19 protein-coding genes and 1 tRNA gene are annotated in these 17,506 nt (G+C 67.2%); 6 read left to right on the top strand and 14 right to left on the bottom strand.

Annotated elements, in window-relative coordinates; all coding sequences use genetic code 11:
* Positions 1-44: 44 nt before the first annotated feature.
* From ACT53M_RS05910 to dapB, 4 genes are all read right to left on the bottom strand, one after another.
* A tRNA-Arg gene (locus ACT53M_RS05910) sits at positions 45-121 on the bottom strand.
* Positions 122-169: 48 nt separating this feature from the next.
* Positions 170-541 (bottom strand): hypothetical protein, encoded by a 372-nt coding sequence (locus ACT53M_RS05905; RefSeq protein ID WP_476232112.1) that lies wholly within the window; start codon positions 539-541, stop codon positions 170-172.
* 18 nt (positions 542-559) lie between these two features.
* Positions 560-1,228: an endonuclease III gene (gene nth / locus ACT53M_RS05900; protein WP_476232110.1), complete on the bottom strand. Its 669-nt coding sequence runs from the start codon at positions 1,226-1,228 to the stop codon at positions 560-562.
* Complete coding sequence (dapB, locus tag ACT53M_RS05895; RefSeq protein WP_476232109.1) at positions 1,225-1,950, bottom strand: 4-hydroxy-tetrahydrodipicolinate reductase; 726 nt, start codon at positions 1,948-1,950, stop codon at positions 1,225-1,227. Before dapB ends, nth begins: the two co-directional genes overlap by 4 nt.
* Before the next feature lie 126 nt (positions 1,951-2,076).
* On the opposite strand from dapB, the gene ACT53M_RS05890 reads away from it, so the two are divergent.
* Together ACT53M_RS05890 and ACT53M_RS05885 are read left to right on the top strand one after the other, a co-directional pair.
* Positions 2,077-2,238: a hypothetical protein gene (locus tag ACT53M_RS05890; RefSeq protein ID WP_476232107.1), complete on the top strand. Its 162-nt coding sequence runs from the start codon at positions 2,077-2,079 to the stop codon at positions 2,236-2,238.
* Positions 2,239-2,457: 219 nt separating this feature from the next.
* Positions 2,458-3,195: an NAD-dependent deacylase gene (locus ACT53M_RS05885; RefSeq protein WP_476232105.1), complete on the top strand. Its 738-nt coding sequence runs from the start codon at positions 2,458-2,460 to the stop codon at positions 3,193-3,195.
* A 3-nt stretch (positions 3,196-3,198) separates the two neighbouring features.
* On the opposite strand, the gene ACT53M_RS05880 is transcribed toward ACT53M_RS05885, so the two are convergent.
* From ACT53M_RS05880 to ACT53M_RS05860, 5 genes are all read right to left on the bottom strand, one after another.
* Positions 3,199-3,762, bottom strand: a complete 564-nt coding sequence (locus tag ACT53M_RS05880) for a DUF1993 domain-containing protein (RefSeq protein WP_476232104.1) — start codon at positions 3,760-3,762, stop codon at positions 3,199-3,201.
* A gap of 83 nt (positions 3,763-3,845) precedes the next feature.
* Positions 3,846-5,279, bottom strand: a complete 1,434-nt coding sequence (locus ACT53M_RS05875; RefSeq protein ID WP_476232102.1) for a mannitol dehydrogenase family protein — start codon at positions 5,277-5,279, stop codon at positions 3,846-3,848.
* 48 nt (positions 5,280-5,327) lie between these two features.
* Positions 5,328-6,329, bottom strand: a complete 1,002-nt coding sequence (locus ACT53M_RS05870) for an aspartyl protease family protein (protein WP_476232100.1) — start codon at positions 6,327-6,329, stop codon at positions 5,328-5,330.
* Positions 6,330-6,382: 53 nt separating this feature from the next.
* The gene (locus ACT53M_RS05865; protein WP_476232098.1) at positions 6,383-8,794 is read right to left on the bottom strand and encodes a ligase-associated DNA damage response DEXH box helicase; all 2,412 of its coding nucleotides are present in this window, start codon (positions 8,792-8,794) and stop codon (positions 6,383-6,385) included.
* Positions 8,795-8,836: 42 nt separating this feature from the next.
* Positions 8,837-9,745 carry an FtsW/RodA/SpoVE family cell cycle protein gene (locus ACT53M_RS05860; protein WP_476232096.1) on the bottom strand — a complete coding sequence of 303 codons (909 nt, stop codon included), beginning with the start codon at positions 9,743-9,745 and terminating at the stop codon, positions 8,837-8,839.
* A gap of 155 nt (positions 9,746-9,900) precedes the next feature.
* Between ACT53M_RS05860 and ACT53M_RS05855 the strand changes: the two genes are divergently transcribed.
* The 3 genes from ACT53M_RS05855 (at position 9,901) to ACT53M_RS05845 (ending at position 12,037) form a co-directional block, all read left to right on the top strand.
* On the top strand, positions 9,901-10,896 hold the full coding sequence (locus tag ACT53M_RS05855) for a ligase-associated DNA damage response exonuclease (protein WP_476232094.1): 996 nt from the start codon (positions 9,901-9,903) through the stop codon (positions 10,894-10,896).
* A 10-nt stretch (positions 10,897-10,906) separates the two neighbouring features.
* A complete protein-coding gene (locus ACT53M_RS05850; RefSeq protein WP_476232092.1) occupies positions 10,907-11,512 on the top strand; it encodes an SOUL family heme-binding protein in 606 nt (201 codons plus the stop codon).
* A gap of 63 nt (positions 11,513-11,575) precedes the next feature.
* Positions 11,576-12,037, top strand: coding sequence for a hypothetical protein (locus ACT53M_RS05845; protein ID WP_476232090.1), 462 nt, complete (start codon positions 11,576-11,578; stop codon positions 12,035-12,037).
* Positions 12,038-12,057: 20 nt separating this feature from the next.
* Here the strand turns inward: ACT53M_RS05845 and rpoN are convergent, their stop codons facing one another.
* The 5 genes from rpoN to ACT53M_RS05820 all read right to left on the bottom strand — a co-directional run bounded on the left by rpoN (position 12,058) and on the right by ACT53M_RS05820 (position 16,382).
* Positions 12,058-13,569 (bottom strand): RNA polymerase factor sigma-54, encoded by a 1,512-nt coding sequence (gene rpoN, locus ACT53M_RS05840; RefSeq protein WP_476232088.1) that lies wholly within the window; start codon positions 13,567-13,569, stop codon positions 12,058-12,060.
* 6 nt (positions 13,570-13,575) lie between these two features.
* Entirely contained in the window at positions 13,576-14,352 is a 777-nt protein-coding gene (gene lptB / locus ACT53M_RS05835) for an LPS export ABC transporter ATP-binding protein (protein ID WP_476232086.1), read from the bottom strand.
* Between the two features lie 124 nt (positions 14,353-14,476).
* Entirely contained in the window at positions 14,477-15,073 is a 597-nt protein-coding gene (locus tag ACT53M_RS05830; protein WP_476232085.1) for an LptA/OstA family protein, read from the bottom strand.
* Positions 15,070-15,717 carry an LPS export ABC transporter periplasmic protein LptC gene (gene lptC / locus ACT53M_RS05825; RefSeq protein WP_476232084.1) on the bottom strand — a complete coding sequence of 216 codons (648 nt, stop codon included), beginning with the start codon at positions 15,715-15,717 and terminating at the stop codon, positions 15,070-15,072. The genes ACT53M_RS05830 and lptC overlap by 4 nt, the downstream gene beginning before the upstream one ends.
* Positions 15,718-15,761: 44 nt before the next feature.
* Positions 15,762-16,382, bottom strand: coding sequence for a ribonuclease D (locus ACT53M_RS05820; RefSeq protein ID WP_476232083.1), 621 nt, complete (start codon positions 16,380-16,382; stop codon positions 15,762-15,764).
* A 293-nt stretch (positions 16,383-16,675) separates the two neighbouring features.
* Here ACT53M_RS05820 and ACT53M_RS05815 point away from each other — a divergent pair, with 293 nt between their 5' ends.
* On the top strand, positions 16,676-17,452 hold the full coding sequence (locus tag ACT53M_RS05815) for a cold-shock protein (RefSeq protein ID WP_476232081.1): 777 nt from the start codon (positions 16,676-16,678) through the stop codon (positions 17,450-17,452).
* The last annotated feature ends 54 nt before the right edge of the window (positions 17,453-17,506 follow it).

Raw genomic sequence — 17,506 nt, 5'->3', positions numbered from 1 at the left:
GCACGCGCGACTGTGGGACGACAAGGGTTTATGGCGATGGAGGGTGGCGCACCCGACAGGATTCGAACCTGTGGCCTCTGCCTTCGGAGGGCAGCGCTCTATCCAGCTGAGCTACGGGTGCCTGGAACGCAGCCGCCTAGCAAAGCATTTGCCGGCGCGCCAGCCTGTTTCAGCGTTTTGCCAGCGTCACCGGCTGGAATTTGCCCAGGCCGCAGGTTGCGCCGCGGCTGATGCCGGGGCCGGTGAGCACCGTGATGGTGTCCACCGAACAGATCTGCCCTAGCGTGCTTTCATGCGCGTAGCGGCCTTCGAAGCCCAGGCTGGGGCAGGCATAGGGCAGGGTGTTGCGATAGACCTTGCCGTCCGTGGCGATGAAGTCGATCGTCCGGTCGTCGCGCACGCGGCTCTCACGAATCCGGGTGAGCGAGAGACAGTCGACCGGATTGCCTGCGGGTGTGGCGCCGGGGACGGAGTCGCGCTGCTGCGGCATCAGCGCAGGCGCGGCGAGCAGCGGCAGGGCGGCGGCGAGGAACAGGCGCATCGATCGATCCTTCGCGGTTCAGGCGCCGGGCGCGTCCTTCTTGCGGGCGGCCGGGGCCTTGGTCTTGGGCTTGAACGCACAAAGATCGGCGACGCTGCATCGCCAGCATTCGGGCGTCCGCGCCTTGCAGGTATAGCGGCCGTGCAGGATCAGCCAATGGTGCGCATGCAGGCGGAACGGCTGCGGCACCGCCTTTTCCAGCTTCAGCTCGACGGCGAGCGGCGTCTTGCCCGGCGCCAGGCCGGTGCGGTTGCCGACGCGGAAAATGTGCGTGTCGACCGCGAAGGTCTCCGCGCCGAACGCCACGTTCATCACCACATTGGCGGTTTTGCGCCCGACGCCCGGCAATTGTTCCAGCGCGTCGCGGTCGGCGGGGACTTCCCCGCCATGGTCGCGGATCAGCGCTTCGGACAGGGCGATGACGTTCTTGGCCTTGGTGTTGAACAGGCCGATCGTCTTGATGTGTTCCTTCAGCCCCACCTCGCCCAGTGCGACCATCTTTTCGGGCGTATCAACTTCGGCGAACAACCGCCGTGTCGCGCGGTTCACCCCGGCATCGGTCGCCTGGGCGGAAAGCACCACCGCGACCAGCAGCGTATAGGTGTTGACCGACTCAAGTTCGGTCTCCGGATGCGGATTGTCCGCGGCCAGCCGCGAGAAGAATTCGACGATGTCCGCCTTCTTCACACGCTCAGCACCTGCTCCATGGTGTAGCGGCCCGGCGCGCGACCGGCGAGCCACAGTGCGGCCCGCACCGCCCCGCGGGCGAAGATCGCGCGGTCGTCGGCGCGGTGGGTCAGCTCGATCCGCTCGCCATTGCCAGCGAACAAGACGGTGTGGTCGCCGTAAATGGCGCCCCCGCGCACGCTGGCAAAGCCGATCGTGCCATCGCTGCGCGCGCCGGTGAGCCCCGCGCGGCCGACCACCGCAGCATCCGCCAGCGTCGTCCCCAGCCCGTCGGCCGCCGCCTCGCCCAGCAGCAGCGCGGTGCCGGAGGGCGCATCGACCTTGTGCTTGTGATGCGCTTCGATGATTTCGATGTCCCAGTCGGAGAGGCGCTTCGCCGCCTCGCGTACCAGCTGCGCGAGCAGCGTCACGCCGAGCGAGGTATTGCCGGTCTGCAGCACCGGGATTTCGGCCGCGGCGGCATCGATGCGGGCATGGTGCGACGCTGCCAGCCCGGTGGTGCCGATGACGACCGGCTTCCGCGCGGCGACGGCCGCGGCGAGGTGCGATTCGAGTGCCGCGGGGGTTGAGAAGTCGACGAGCACATCGGCCTTGCCGGCGAGTTCGGCGGGATCGTCGGCGATATCGGCGCCGCCTGCCAGCCGGGCGCCCAGTTCTGGTGCCACTGCCGCGATTGCCTGACCCATCCGGCCCAGGCTGCCGTAGATGCCGATGCTCGTCATGGGCTGCGCTGTGGCACAAAGGGGCGCGCTTGCGAAGCGGGCAGTTGTTGGCGGCCGGCGGCTTTTTCTTTTTCCCGCCGCCGGGGCCTATTCACGGCGGCGGCAATAGCGGCCTAGGGTGGCGCCATGGCCAGCAGCATCCGCAGCATCTTCATCCTCATCCTCATCCTCATCCTCACCGGCGCCGGCATATCGGCCGAAAGCGGCGTCGCCACCTTTCACGGGCCGGGCGGATTGTGGGAGGGGCATCGGGTGGAGAAGAGATGGGCGTCCGGTAAACGATTATAGGAGAGCGTACGTGTCCGCCTTTTGCCAAACCTGTGGACGGCCGCTCAATCGTGAGACCGATCCGTTATCTACCGACTGTGGCGGTGATTGCTGGGGGTGTGTCGGAGAGCTAGAGGCAGATGGCTGGCCTCCATCTGCAAAGAAGGTTGCGCAAGAGATTGCCGAGGGCTGGCGGAACCACGACGGTTCGGCAAAAACGCCCCCTCACGGCAGGACTACATGAGCGGAAAACAGAACATTGTGATTCTGACTGGTGCGGGCGTTTCCGCCGAGTCCGGGCTGCCGACATTCCGCACCCAAGGCGGTGCAACGTATTGGGATAGCTATAAAAACGGAATTCTTCACAAATGCCATCGGGTGGAGGATGTCTGCACGCCCGAGGCACTGGCGCGCGATCCGGCGCTGGTGCATCGCTTCTATGATTTGCGCCGCGCCGCGCTTGCCACGGTGCAGCCCAATCCCGCGCATCATGCGCTGGCGCGGCTCGACGCGGTGTGGCCGGGCGAGCTGCTGATCGTCACGCAAAATGTCGACGACCTGCACGAGCGCGCCGGCGCCACCCGGCTGCTCCACATGCATGGCGCGCTGTTGTCGGCGCTGTGCGCAGCATGCGGCGTGCGCGAGCCCTGGGCCGATTCGCTGCCGCCCGCAACCGAGTGCCCGAATTGCGGCACGCCGGCGCTGCGCCCCGACATCGTCTTCTTCGGCGAGATGCCATATCAGATGGAGCGGATCGAGGCGGCACTGGCGCAGGCCGATCTGTTCGTCTCGATCGGTACTTCGGGCGCGGTCTATCCCGCCGCAGGCTTCGTCCAGACCGCGCGCCATTATGGCGCGGAGACGCTGGAGATGAACCTCGAGCCGTCGGGCGGCAGCCACTGGTTCGACGAAAGCCGAATGGGCCCGGCGGGGGTGCTGGTCCCCGCCTGGGTCGATGCCATTCTCGCGCGGGCCTGATCGTCAGGCTGCGGCGGGCGCGTCCTGCCGCAGATAGGCGAACATGTGCGGCACATATTCGGCCTTGCCGATCTCCACGCCCTGTGCCCGCAGGATCGCATAGGCGGTCACGGCGTGGAAATAGACCTGGGGCAGCGCCCAGTCGCGGGCATAGGTCTCGCCGGTCATGTCGAAGGTCATGCCGTTGGGCAGCGTGATCGCCAGCGCCGTGTCGGCCGCAGCATCAATCTGGGCGGTATCTAAGGTGTCCAGAAACGCCAGCGCTCCGTCGATCCGGGCGCGGGCATCGGCGATGGTGCCCGGCGCCTCCCCGGCATTACGACCTTCGGCACCGAGCTGCGCCAGCGTGTCGGGTAGCGGCTCGTCCCGCAGGCGGAAGAACGCTTCCTGCGCCTGCAGCGCGACGAAGCGAAGCTGCGATGCCAGCGGGTACATGTCCGGCCGGAGCCGCTCGGCAAGCAGTGCTTCGGCATCGTCGCCGCGCTGGTCGACTGCCTTGTCGAGCAGGCCGGACAAGGTCCGCAGCAGGTTGCGATAGGTCGGGACGAGCAGCTCGGTAAGCGACATGCGACACCTCGATTGGCCGGAGGAGAGGGCCTTGGGCTAATCGATGCGCGTGCGCCCGGCAATCGCCGAACCGGCGTGCGGACTCAGCGTGCCAGCAGGTTGCCGAGCCCGCCGTTACCGATCGCGGCAAAGGCTTCGGTCAGGGCGCTGCGATAGCGGGGATCTTGCGCGACGCGCGGCGGGAAGATCTGGCCCAGCGCCAGCACTGCCTCCACCGGCGCCGCTGCGGTCGCGGCCGCTGCCAGAATATCGGCCAGCGGGTCGGTGATCGTCTCGCCCGCGCGCGCCTTTGCGCCGAGGAACGCGATCCACGCTGCCACCGGCACGGCCAGCCGATCGACCGGCCGCCCGGCGTCAAGCGCCGCTGCCGTGGTGTCGAGCAGGCGATAGGGCAGCTTTTGCGAGCCGTCCCAGGCGATCTGCGACAGCAGGTGCCGGATCGCGGGATTGCGGAACCGGTCGAGCACGGCATCGGCATAGCCGGCGACATCGAGCCCTTCGACGGGGCCGAGTGATGCGGCGATGTCTTGATGCGCCAGCCGCGTGACGAAGCCGCCCAGCGCGGCGTCCGACATCGCCTCGAATACCGTCTCATGCCCGAGCCGCAGACCGATATAGGCAAGGCTGGAATGGCTGCCGTTCAGGATGCGCAGCTTGGCTTGTTCATAGCCGCGCACGTCACCGGTCAGCGTTACGCCCGCGGCGGCGAGATCGGGGCCGTCGGCCAGATGGAAGCGCTGGAGCACCCATTGGGTGAAGGATTCGCGCTGCACCGCAGCCTTGTCTTCCAGGCCGAGTTCGGCAGCGACTTTCGCCAGCAAAGCCGCATCGCTGGCGGGCGTGATCGAATCGACCATCGAATCCGGGAAAGCGACTTCGGCGGCGATCCAGTCGGCCAGCCCGGCATCCCATTCGCGGGCCAGCGCGACGCAGGCGGTGCGGAGCTTGCTGCCATTGCCGGTCATATTGTCGCAGCAGAGCATGGCGAAGGGCGGCACGCCGGCCGCGCGGCGATCGGCGAGGCCGGCGACGATCCAGCCGATCACGCTGGCGGGCTCATCGGGGCGGGCGCGATCGTGGGCGATGTCGGGATGCGCCATGTCCAGCGTGCCGTCGCCGGCCAGGCAATAGCCCTTTTCGGTGACGGTGCTGGTGGCGATCCGCACATCGGGGCTGGCCAGCAGCGCGCGCAGGCGACGGCCTTCGCCGGGGCCGATCGCGTCCGAATGGGCGGCGATAACGCGCATCGATGGCGCGCGATCGATCACCGCCAGCGTGTACAGCCCGTCCTGCGCCTTCAGCGCATCGGTGGTGCTGCCGCTGCGCAGCGACACGGCAGCAATGCCCCAGCGCGAATCGTGATCGAGCACGCGGTCGACAAAGGCAGCCTGATGCGCGCGGTGGAACGCGCCCGGCCCGAAATGGACGATGCCGGTGCGCAATGCCGCGGGGGCATGCCCGGGGCGGACAATGCTGGCGGGAAGCGAACCGAGCGTGGCGCGGGAAAGGATCGTCATGACCTCCGCACAACCAGTTGGTCAGGCCAATGTCAATCGCCGCGCGGCTCAGGGGAAGTCGTTGCGCGTCTGGAAGCTGAGCGGCGAATCCCAACCGGCGGGGCGGCGCGGGTGCCGCGCCTCCGGGGGCATCAGGAAGCGCACTTGCCGGTTGGGAAAGTCGATCTCGATCCGCCGGAAGCTGCGCATCGCGTCCATGCCCAGCAGCACCGCCGGCTTTTTGGTCAGGCCGAAACGGCGGAACGGTTCGACATCGGCAAAGGCAACCGGCAGCGTGCCGAACGCGATGTCGCCGATGCGGACATCGGGAACCTGGCTATATTCGGCCTGTAGCGTGTCGCCGGTAACGCCGGTGAGGCGGATCGGCTCAGGCCGGCTGCGGTCGTGCACCAGCCGCCGAAATGCCGAATTGCCCATCGTCACCTGCGAGCCGGTGTCGAGCACGACGCGGATTCGGTTGCCGGCGTAAAAGGCATCGGTGACGATCAGCTGGCCGAACAGGCTCTTCGCCGTGACGATGATTTCGTCGGGCGCGTGGCGTTCGTGGCGCTTGCGCGGCGTGCTGGGGCGTACCTGCATCGTGCCGGTGTCGAAGTCGATCGTCACCTGGTGCCGGCTGAGCGTGTCGATACCCAGCAAGCCCGCTGCGCCGAGATTGGCAGCGGCAAAGGCGGGGGCAATGATGCGGTGCGGTTCGCCGATCGACTGGATGGCAAGCTCGGGCACGACCACGGTATCGACCAGATTGCGGCCGGTCATCGAGGTGACGGTTACGGGTGCGCCCGGCAGCAGTGCCAGCGTCCGCGCCAGTTCATGCGAAATGACGGTGCGTTCGGCGCCGGTATCGATGATGAAAGGATAGGGTCCCTTGTTGCCCAGTGCGACCGGCACTGTCAGCCGCGCGGCGGCATCGCCCAGCGCCAACTGAATGTCGCCCGGCTGGCTGGCGGGAATGGTCGAATCGGGATCCTGCGGCAGTATCGGGGGCGGCCCCACAAGCAGGCTGGCCTGCAGGCTCCAGAAGATCAGCGGACTCAGCACACTGAACATGGCGCGAGAATATGCCTGTTCGTGCTGCGCAGCAATCCCGCAAAATAAAAGCCTTAATCGATGCGCATCGCTTCGGCTGCAATCGCTTCGGCTTCTTCGAGCAGCGCGTCCTCGGTACTGCCCTGCGCTACGGTTTCACGACCGATCATGATCAACACCGGTACCGCCATAGGGCTGACCCGCTCCAGATCGATGTGCAGCATCCGGTCTCCCGCCTCGTCGAGCAGGCGGGCGAGCCGGCCGACATCGGTCATGCGCGCGCGGGCATCCTCCCAGGCGGCGCGCAGCAGCAGATGGTCCGGCTCGTATTTGCGCAGCACGTCATAGATCAGGTCGGTCGAGAAGGTTACTTGCCGCCCGGTCTTCTTCTTGCCCGGATGCTGGCGCTCGACCAGGCCGCCGATGATCGCGACTTCGCGGAAGGCGCGCTTGAGCAGTGCCGAGCCCTGCACCCAATCGACAAATTCATGCTCGAGAATGTCGGGCGAGAAGAGCGGGCGCGGATCGGTGATCTTCTCGAGCCCGTACACCGCCAGCGCATAGTCATTGGCGACAAAGCCCAGCGGCTTCAGCCCCAGCGCCTCCATCCGCCGGGTGACGAGCATGCCCAGCGACTGGTGCGCGTTCCAGCCTTCGAAACTGTAGATGACGAGGTGGTGGCGCCCCTCGTGCGGGAAGGTTTCGACCAGCAACTGCCCCGGGGCGGGCAGGGCGGAGCGGCGATCCTGCGTCTCCAGCCATTCGCGAACATCGGCCGGAAAGCGCGACCATTGGCCGCGATCGAACAGGAATCGCCGGACCCGGTCCGCCAGATTGGCCGTAATCGCCAGCCGCGCGCCCATATAGCTGGGCACGCGCGCCTGTTTGGCGGTGGCGCGAACGATCAGGTCGGTGGCCTCCACGCGCTCCACTTCCAGCGCCAGACCGGCGAAAAAGAAGGTGTCGCCGGGGGACAGCGAGGCGGCGAAGCCTTCCTCCACCTTGCCCAGCCGCCGGCCATTCTTGAAGCGCACCTCCAGCATCGGCGCTTCGACAATGATGCCGGCGTTGAGGCGATGCTGCGCAACAAAAGCGGGCTGGGTGACGCGCCAGCGGCCGTCCTTGCCCAGCGTCAGCCGTTTGAACTTGTCATAGGCGCGCAGGGCATAGCCGCCATCGGCGATGAAGTGCAGCACCCGGTCGAACGTCTCTTCGGTCAGCGCCGAATAGGGGAGGGCCGCACCCACCTCGCCCAGCATTTCCGCCGCGGTGAACGGCTGGGCACAGGCGCAGCCCATGATGTGCTGGGCAAGCACGTCGAGCGCGCCGGGGCGGAAATGGTCGGGGTCCAGCTCGCCTGCTTCCACCGCGTCCAGCGCCGCCCGCGCTTCCAGATATTCGAAGCGGTTGCCGGGGATCAGCACCGCCTCGCTCGCCTCATCGAGCCGGTGGTTGGCCCGCCCGATCCGCTGCAGCAGGCGCGAGGCACCCTTGGGGGCACCCATCTGGATCACGCAATCGACATCGCCCCAGTCGACGCCCAGATCGAGGCTGGCGGTGGCGACAAGCGCGCGCAGCCGCCCGTCGGCCATCGCCTGCTCGGCGCGCTGGCGTGCCTCGAGACTCAGGCTGCCATGATGGACGCCGATTGGCAGCCTGAGGTCGTTGACCTTCCACAATTGCTGGAAGACGAGCTCGGCCAGCCCGCGTGTGTTGCAGAAGACGATAGTGGTGCGGTGCGTCTCGATCTCCGCCATCACCTGCGGAATGGCATAGATGCCCGAATGCCCGGCCCAGGGCACCCGGCCTTCGGGCAGCAGGATGGCGATGTCGGGCTCGGCGCCCTTCTCGCCCTCGATCAGCGCGACCGTGTCGATATCGCCGTGCGGCGCCAGCCAGGCGCGGTAGCCGTCGGGATCTGCCACCGTGGCGGACAGGCCGACACGGCGGAAGCCGGGCGCCAGCCGTTCCAGCCGGGCGAGCGCCAGCGCCAACAGGTCGCCGCGCTTGCCGGTGGCAAAGGCGTGAATCTCGTCGATCACCACCGTCTTCAGCCCTGCGAACATCGTCAGGCTGTCTTCGTAGGACAGCAACAGGCTCAGCGATTCGGGGGTGGTGAGCAGGATCTGCGGCGGCCGCGCACGCTGGCGGACCTTTTTTTCGTGCGGGGTGTCGCCGGTGCGTGTTTCGACGCGGATCGGCAGCGCCATTTCCTCGATCGGCGTCAGCAGGTTGCGCTGCACGTCGACCGCCAGCGCCTTGAGCGGCGAGATATAGAGGGTGTGGAGCCCATCCGCGGGCGCCTCGATCAGCGCTGCGAGGCTGGGAAGGAACCCCGACAGTGTCTTGCCCGCGCCGGTGGGTGCGACGAGCAGTGCATGCTGCCCGGCGCGCGCCGCCGCCAGCATCGCCTGCTGATGCCGGCGCGGCGCCCAGCCGCGCGCGGCAAACCAGTCGGCAAGCGGGGCGGGAAGATCGGCAGGCACACCCTTATGTAGGGCGTCGCGCGGCCGTTGGGGAGGCGCTTGTCAGCGCGCCCGGGCCGGGGCGAGGCGTTGCCAGCGATCGGGGCTGTCGCTTTCGCGCGCTACCGGCTCGCGGTCGTTTGTCTGCGCAAAGGCGGGTGCCGCGGGAAGCGCGAACAGGCTGAGCAGATAGCCGATCACCGCGCTGCCGCCATAGCCGACCACGGGCGTCGGGTAATTGCCGAGTGCCGCTGCCGCGAGCGCCGTCAGCCAGACGATGCCGAAGGTCCAGCCGATCAGCCGGTCGTCCGGCGTGCCGGTGCGGCCGGATGCCATCGGCACCAGCAGCAGCGCTGCGCCCGCCAGCACCACCAGGCCCAGCAGCGCATGGGTGGCGAAGGCCGAATAGAAGATTTGTTCGACAAAGGGCGCGGCCGGCAGATTGTCGGCCTGCGCCATCGCCGCTGCCAGGCCCGCCAGCGCGGCGATGGCGGCAAAGATGGTCGCGCGATGGGGGCTGGCGCCCGCGATCCAGGCGGTGCCGGCGGCCAGCATTCCGGCCATTGCCCGATCGGGCTGAAGTGCCAGCGCCAGCGCGGCCACCGCCATGGCGGTGCTGGTCAGCTTGTTCCGCACGCGGGCATGGGTGAGGATCATCAGCGGCAGCAGCACGAAGCTCGGCTGGACGAGCAACCCGCCAAGCCGCACCCAGCGCGCGGCACCGTCGTAGGTTGGGCCGGCCAGCGTGACGGCGAGCAGCAGCCCTGCCATTGCCAGCGTGGCAGCAGGCAGGAAGCGGTCGACGACGCGGTCGCGGCGGAGCGCCCACAACAGCGCCAGCCCCAGGACGAAGGCAAATGCCTGCACGATCAGGAACCGCAGCGGCGCACCGGCGCCGGCGAGATAGACGAGCCCGAGCGACGTGGCGCCGGTCGCGCAGGCGATGCCGCGCAAAGGCAAAGGACGAATCACGGCTGGCACTCCCCCAAGGCTGAGCACGATGGGCGCAGCCTAGAGCGTCGCCGGCGTCGCACAATGGGCAAGCGGCGGTATCGTCATCGGCCGCTGCCGCGATCGGCACGGATCGTACCCCTTTCGATCCGCCGGCCAGCCCCCATATCGACGGCATGGCGCTCGGCAGTTGGCTCACCCCCGATCCTACCGGCATCTATCTGCCGGCGGCGGATGCGTGGATCGATCCGTGCAAGCCTGTCGCACGCGCCCTTGTCACGCATGGCCATGCCGATCATGCGCGCGGCGGCCATGGCGAAGTGTGGGCGACGCCCGAAACGCTGGCGATCATGGCCGCGCGCTACGGGCCGCAGAACGGCCATCCGGTCGGCTATGGCGAGTCGATCCGGCTGGGGCCGATCGACATCGGCTTCGTCCCCGCCGGCCATGTGCTCGGCTCGGCGCAGATCGTGCTCGACCATGGCGGCGAACGGATCGTCGTCTCGGGCGATTACAAGCGACGGCCCGATCCCAGCTGTGCGCCGTTCGAGCCAGTGCCGTGCGACGTGTTCGTCACCGAGGCCACGTTCGGCCTGCCGGTGTTCCGCCACCCCGAGACTGGCGACGAGATCGACAAGCTGCTTGCGGCTTTGCGGGCCGAGCCGGAACGCTGCGTGCTGGTCGGCGCCTATGCGCTGGGCAAGGCGCAGCGGGTGATAACCGAGCTGCGTGGCATGGGGTTCGACGATCCGATCTACATTCACGGCGCGCTGCAATCGCTGTGCGACCTCTATGCCGCGCACGGTGTAGCGCTGGGCGAACTGCGGCCCGCCACGGGGGCGACGAAGCAGGAACTGGCCGGCCGCATCATCCTCTGCCCGCCCGGCGCGCTCAACGATCGCTGGTCGCGGCGGCTGCCGGACCCGGTGACGGCAATGGCCAGCGGCTGGATGCGGGTGCGCCAGCGCGCCCGTCAGCGCAATGTCGAGCTGCCGCTCATCCTGTCCGACCATGCCGACTGGGACGAACTGACGCAGACGATCGAGGAACTGGCCCCGCGCGAAGTGTGGGTAACGCACGGGCGCGAAGATGCGCTGGTACATTGGTGCCGCCTTCGGCAGATAGGCGCACGGGCGCTCGACCTTGCCGGGTTCGAGGACGAAGACGATTGAGGAGGTGCAGGTGGCGAAGCGGACGAACTGGGCGCTGATCGGCGGTATCGTCGGGGGAACCGTGATGGCGGCTGCGGCAGCCTATTACGCCTTTGAGCGGGCGAGCGAGCAGCCGAAATTCACACTGGTCGAACGCGACGGCGCCTTCGAGATTCGCGACTATCCGGAACTGGTCGTCGCCGAAACCCGCGCGATCGGCGCGCGCGAGCCGGCGCTGAATGCAGGCTTCCGCCGGCTCGCCGACTATATCTTCGCCAAGCGGCGCGGCGATGGTGGCGGCAGCGGCGGCGAGAAGATCGCCATGACCGCGCCGGTGCTGAGCAGCCAGGAGGAAGGCAGCTGGCGCACGCAGTTCGTGATGCCGTCCAAATTCTCGCTCGACACACTGCCTGCCCCCGCGGACGAAGTGCGGCTGACCCGGCGCCCGGCGCGGCGGGTCGCGGTGCTGCGCTTCTCCGGCGCTGCCAGCGATGCGGTGCTCGCGAACCGCGCCGACGAATTGCGCGGCTGGCTGGCGAAGCGCGGGCTGCAAGGGGGTGCAGTCGAATATGCCTTCTACAATTCGCCCTTCATCCCGGGGCCCTTGCGCCGCAACGAAGTGCTGATCGCGCTATAGACCGCAGCGATTTGCCGCAGCGTTGCCCCGATCTTGCCGCGGAACTTCGCTAGCGGGAGCACCATGTCGATTCGCATGGTGCTGGCCGCCGGAGCGGCCGTTGCTTCGTTCCTCGCAGTGCCCGCCGCACAGGCCCAGGCGCGCGATCCCTTTGGCGAGTGCCTGCGCGCGCATAGCAGCCGGGCCGACCGCGACGTGCTGATCCGCTGGGTATTCGCGGACGTGGCACAGGGCGCCGCGGTGCGGGACATGGCGCATGTCGATGAAGGCCGCAGGCTGGAAGCGACTCGTCAGGCCGGGCAGTTGATCACGCGGCTGGTGACGCGCGATTGCCGCACCGAGGCGATGGCGCGTATCAAGGGCGACCCGGCCGCGCTGCAGGACAGTCTGGCGGTGCTGGGCCGCGCCGCGCTGATGGACCTGGCGCAGGATCCGCAGGTGGTCGGCAGCTTTGCGGGCGTCGTCCAATATGTCGACATGGGCAGCATCACGATGATGCTGATGCAGGGCGGCCTGCGCCCCTGAGCGTCGGCAGCGCTGCCGGATCAACCCGCGCCTTCGAGTGCCTTTTGGCGCCGGCGCTGGACCGAGCTGCCGATTCCCATCGCCTCGCGATATTTGGCGACGGTGCGCCGTGCAATGTCGAAGCCGCGCGCGTTAAGCAGCTCGACCAGCGTGTCGTCGGACAGGATCTTTTTCGGGTCCTCGGCGGCGATCAGCCCCTTGATCGCGCTCTTCACCGCCTCGGCCGACACCGCCTCGCCGCCATCGGCCGACTGGATGGCCGAGGTGAAGAAATATTTGAGTTCGAACAGCCCGCGCGCACAGCTCAGATATTTGTTGCTGGTGACCCGGCTGACGGTCGATTCGTGCATCTCGATCGCATCGGCCACCTGGCGCAGTGTCAGCGGGCGCAGATGGGCGACGCCGTGCAGGAAAAAGCCTTCCTGCTGCTTCACGATTTCGCTCGCGACCTTGATGATCGTGCGCTGGCGTTGGTCGAGCGCCTTGACCAGCCAGTTGGCGCTGGCGAGCATGTCGCTGAGCCAGGCCTTGCTCGCCTTGTTCTGCTTGCCGCCCGAAACCTCGGCATAATAGGCCCGATTGACGAGCAGCCGGGGCAAAGTGGCGGCGTTGATCTCCACCGCCCAGCCGTTGCCGCGCCGGGCGACGAAGATATCGGGCGTCACCGCCGGCACCGCTTCCCCGCCATAGCGACAGCCGGGCTTGGGATCATAGCCGCGCAGTTCGCGGATCATGTCGGCCAGATCCTCGTCGTCGACATCGCAGATGCGCCGCAAGCGGGCGAGATCGCCGCGCGCGACGAGTTCGAGATTGTCGATCAGCCGCGCCATGCACGGATCGTAGCGATCGGCTTCCTTTGCCTGCAGCGCCAGGCACTCGGCCAGGTTGCGCGCGCCGACACCGGTGGGGTCAAAGGTTTGGATCACCGCCAGCACTGCTTCCACCTGCGCCAGTGCCACCCCCAGCCGTTCGGCAATGTCGAGCAGCGGCACGGTCAGGTATCCGCACTCGTCGATCTGATCGATTAGATGCTGGGCGATGAACAGGTCCGCGCCGGACAAGATGGAGCCCGCCTGCGCCAGCAGATGATCGGCGAGGCTCAGGTCCGAACTGCCGAGATTATCGAAATCGGGCCCGTCTTCCGATCCTCCGGCGCCGGTGCCGGAAAGACCCAGGCTACCGTCAAGCCCGCCGATCATGTCGGCAGCAGAGTCGTGGTGGAAGGTTTCGGTCGCAAGATCGACATCGAGCGCGGCTTCGCCGCTTGCCTCGCCGCCGCCCAGGATCAGTTCGCTCGCATCGGCCGGGCCGTCGCGCGGCTCGCCTTCGAATTCGGGCTCGGGAGCGGCAGGTTCGCTGGCGCCCTCCTCGCCCGACTGCGCGTCCAGCAGTGGGTTGCGCTCCAGCTCCTCGGCGATGAAGGTTTCCACCTCGAGGTTCGATAGCGCCAGCAGCTTGATCGCCTGCTGCAGCTGCGGCGTCATCACCAGCGATTGCGACTGGCGCAGATCGAGGCGAGGAGCGAGGCTCATGGCGGTTTAGAGCGAGAAGCTTTCGCCGAGATAGAGGCGGCGGACATTCTCGTCGCGCACCAGATCGTCGGGCGAGCCGGCGAACAGCACGCGGCCGTCATAGATGATATAGCCGCGATCGACGATCTCCAGCGTCTCGCGGACATTGTGGTCGGTGATCAGCACACCGATGCCGCGCGCACGAAGCTGCTTCACCAGATCGCGAATGTCGCTGATCGAAATGGGGTCGATGCCGGCGAACGGCTCATCGAGCAGGATGATCGTCGGGTTGGCGGCCAGCGCGCGGGCGATTTCGGCACGGCGCCGCTCGCCGCCCGACAGCGCCATTGCCGGCGAGGTGCGCAGGCGGGTGAGGCCGAATTCGTCGAGCAACTGTTCCAGCCGCGCCTGGCGCGCATCGCGGTCGGGTTCGGCGAGTTCGAGCACCGCGAGGATGTTCTTCTCGACGCTGAGGCCCCGGAAGATCGACGTTTCCTGCGGCAGATAGCCCAGGCCAAGAATCGCCCGACGATACATGGGCAGTCGGGTGATGTCCTCGCCGTCCAGCATGATGCGGCCGCTGTCCGGCTTCACCAGACCCATTACCGAATAGAAGCAGGTCGTCTTGCCCGCGCCATTGGGGCCGAGCAGGCCAACCACCTCGCCGCGCCCGACAGACACCGAAACATCGGTCAGCACGATGCGCTTGTCATAGGATTTGGCGATCGAAACCACCGCCAGCCCGCGTTCGGGCGTCGGGGCCGGATCGGCGATCGGCGTTTCGAGGATGTCGATGTCGCTCATCACGACTCCTGCTGGGAACTGTTCGCGGGTACCGACCGGCCAGCATGGCCGATTGGCAGGATTCCTGCATGATAAATGCCGGGAAGAAAAGGCCCTGCGCGGCGTGCCGTGGCCCGAACCCCGGTTATTGCTTTGGTGCGGCCGGTGCCGGCGACGGTTGCGAGTCGCTCGAATTGTCGCGTTTGGGTACCGAGAAGCGACCGGTCACGCGGCCGCCCTGGTTCTGCACGCCCGGCTGGCCCGCGCCCGAACCCGAGCCGCGCACGCCCGATCCGTCGATCGTCGCGCGACCGGTATCGAGGTTGATCGACAGCCGCCCGCCCGAGACATTGTTGCCTGCCTGACGTAATGTGACATTGCCGATCATGGTGATGATACGACGATCGACGTCATAGACAGCGAATTGCGACCGGCCGTTCTGGTCCGGCCGGCTGACGGTGACGTTGCCGGCGGCATCGACACGCGAAGCCTCGGGCGAGCCGTTTATCGCGCTGCCGGTCAGGTTGATGGTCACGCGGTCGGCATGCAGCGTCATTTCCGCCTGGGTAATGACGACATCGCCAGCCAGGATCACACGATTCTGCTTGTCCTGCAACTCGATATGCTTGGCATTGAAATCGAGCGGCGCGTTGGAATCATGCCGTGATTGGGCCGCGGCAGGCACCGATGCCGCCGCGAGCAGTGGCAGCCCAAGGGCGAACAGGGCAGAACGATGCATCATTGCTGCCTATTTGCGCGCTTCGGCATGATCCGCAAGCGGGCATTGCCGTCGAGCTTGACGATACGCTGTTCGAGATCGGCCGTCATCCGGTCCGCGCTGAACGGGCCGCTGGGGGTCGTGCCGCGCACGCCACCCTGGCTCGCCAGCCGGCGCGTCTTCAGGTCGACCGTAGCATTCTGGGTGTTGAGCACATAGCCATCGGCGGTCTGGAAATGGATCGGCCCGTCCACGCCCACCTGGTCGCTGTCCATATTGTACCGGCCTTGCGGCGCCACCAGCGTGGCGGGCCCGTCGGTCAGGCGAATCTGCGCGCTCAGGTCGCGCAGCTGCACGATCGGCTCGGCCGAGCTCTTCTGTACCGCCGAACCGGCATGCAGCTCGAACTGCTGCCCCTTGGCATCCTGGCCGCGATAATCGGCGGTTTCGATTCGCAACCGCTCGGGCGACATCGCCACCTTGTTCTTGTCGAGCACGAAGCTGACATCGCCGCCCATGAACAGCGGCGCCGTCACCAGAAACGCGCCAAGCACGCCGATTCCCATGGGCAGCACCACAAGCGCCAGCCGCACCATGCGATCATGGTGGCTCCCGGGATGGGCCCAGGACCGGCGCTGCGAGCGCAACCGAGCGGCGAGTTCAGACATGGCAGCCTTTGTGGGTGGCCGATGCGGGATCGGCAACCCCGGGATCAGATATGGGCGAAGATATCGACTTCGGACCAGCCGGCGAGATCGAGTTCGGCGCGCCAGGGCAGGAAGTCGAAACAGGCCTGGGCCAGCTCGGTGCGGCCCTCGCGCTCCAGCCGGCGATCCAGTTCCTCGCGCAGGGCGTGAAGATAGCGGACGTCCGACGCGGCATAATCGCGCTGGGCATCGCTGATGTCCGGGCCACCCCAGTCGGACGACTGCTGCTGCTTGGAAATTTCCGCGCCCACCAGTTCGCGCACCAGATCCTTCAGGCCGTGCCGGTCGGTATAGGTGCGCACCAGCCGCGAAGCAGTCTTGGTGCAATAGACCGGGCCTGCCGTGACGCCGAGGTAGAAACGAATCGCCGCCAGGTCGAACCGGGCATAATGATAGAGCTTCAGCCGCTCGGGATCGGCGAGGACCATCCGCAGATTCGGTGCGTCATAGCTGGAGCGCGGCCCGAAGCGGACGAGATGCTCGTTGCCCGACCCGTCGGACAGCTGGACCAGGCACAGCCGGTCGCGCGGGGTGATCAGACCCATCGTCTCGGTATCGACGGCAATCGCTGCGCCGGGGACGAACACGTCTTCCGGCAGGTCTTCTTCGTGGAAATATACAGCCATCCGAATCGCCTAGACCGCTTGCCGTCGCATCTCAATGCTTTGCCGCATCGGACGGCGCGTTTTTCCGGGCGTTTTCCTGCACAGTGACTGCCGGAAACGGGAGGATGTGCGGCGTTTCGGACACTTTGATGCCATAAAGGCGCTGATCGGCACGAAATTTGTTCGCGTGCCCTATTGTTTTGCGTTATGAACGGTGCCGGTGGCGCTATGTTAGTGCCGGAAGACCTGCGTTTTTCGTCCGGCGCTCGGGTTTTGATTGGTTACGTAGGGCGAACCGGGAAGACGAACAGGGCATGAGTTTCGATAGAGGGCGCCGCGGTGATCGCGGCGGGCGCGGCAGGGACAAGCGCGACGGCGGCTTCGGTGATGACTTCGGCGGCGGCTTCGGCGGCGGCTTCGAAGACCGTGGCGGTTTCGGCGGTGGCCGCGGTGGCTTCGGCGGCGGTGGCGGCGGCTTCGGCGGCGGCGGTGGCGGTTTCCGCGGTGGCGGCGGTGGCTTCGGCGGCGGTGGTGGCGGCTTCGGCGGCGGCCGCGGCATGCCGCCCCAGGTCGTCGGCGAAGCCACCGGTGTCGTTAAGTTCTTCAACGCACAAAAGGGTTTCGGCTTCATCGTTCGCGATGACGGCGGCGAGGACGTGTTCGTGCACATCTCCGCCGTGGAACAGGCTGGCCTGACCGCACTGGCCGAAGGCCAGCCGCTGGGCTTCACGCTGGTCGATCGCGGTGGCCGTATCTCGGCGACCGAGCTGAAGATCGATGGTGAGCCGCTGCCGGTGACCGAGCGCGCTCCGCGCGACGCCGCTGCCGGTGGTCCGGGCGGTGCGCCGCGCGGCGGCCCGCAGCGTCAGCTGACTGGCGAGAAGGCGACCGGCACGGTCAAGTTCTTCAACGCGATGAAGGGCTTCGGCTTCATTCAGCGCGACGACGGGCAGCCCGATGCGTTCGTGCACATCTCCGCTGTCGAGCGTGCCGGCATGCCGACGCTCAACGAAGGCGACCGGCTCGAATTCGAGCTGGAGGTCGATCGTCGCGGCAAGTACGCAGCGGTGAACCTGACGCCGCAGCAGTAACCCTGCCAAGGGCTACGCGAATCGAAGAGGCCGGGTGGAAACGCCCGGCCTTTT

The organism is Sphingomonas sp. DMC6 (assembly GCF_056314225.1).
This window is presented reverse-complemented; position numbering and strand designations above follow the sequence as displayed.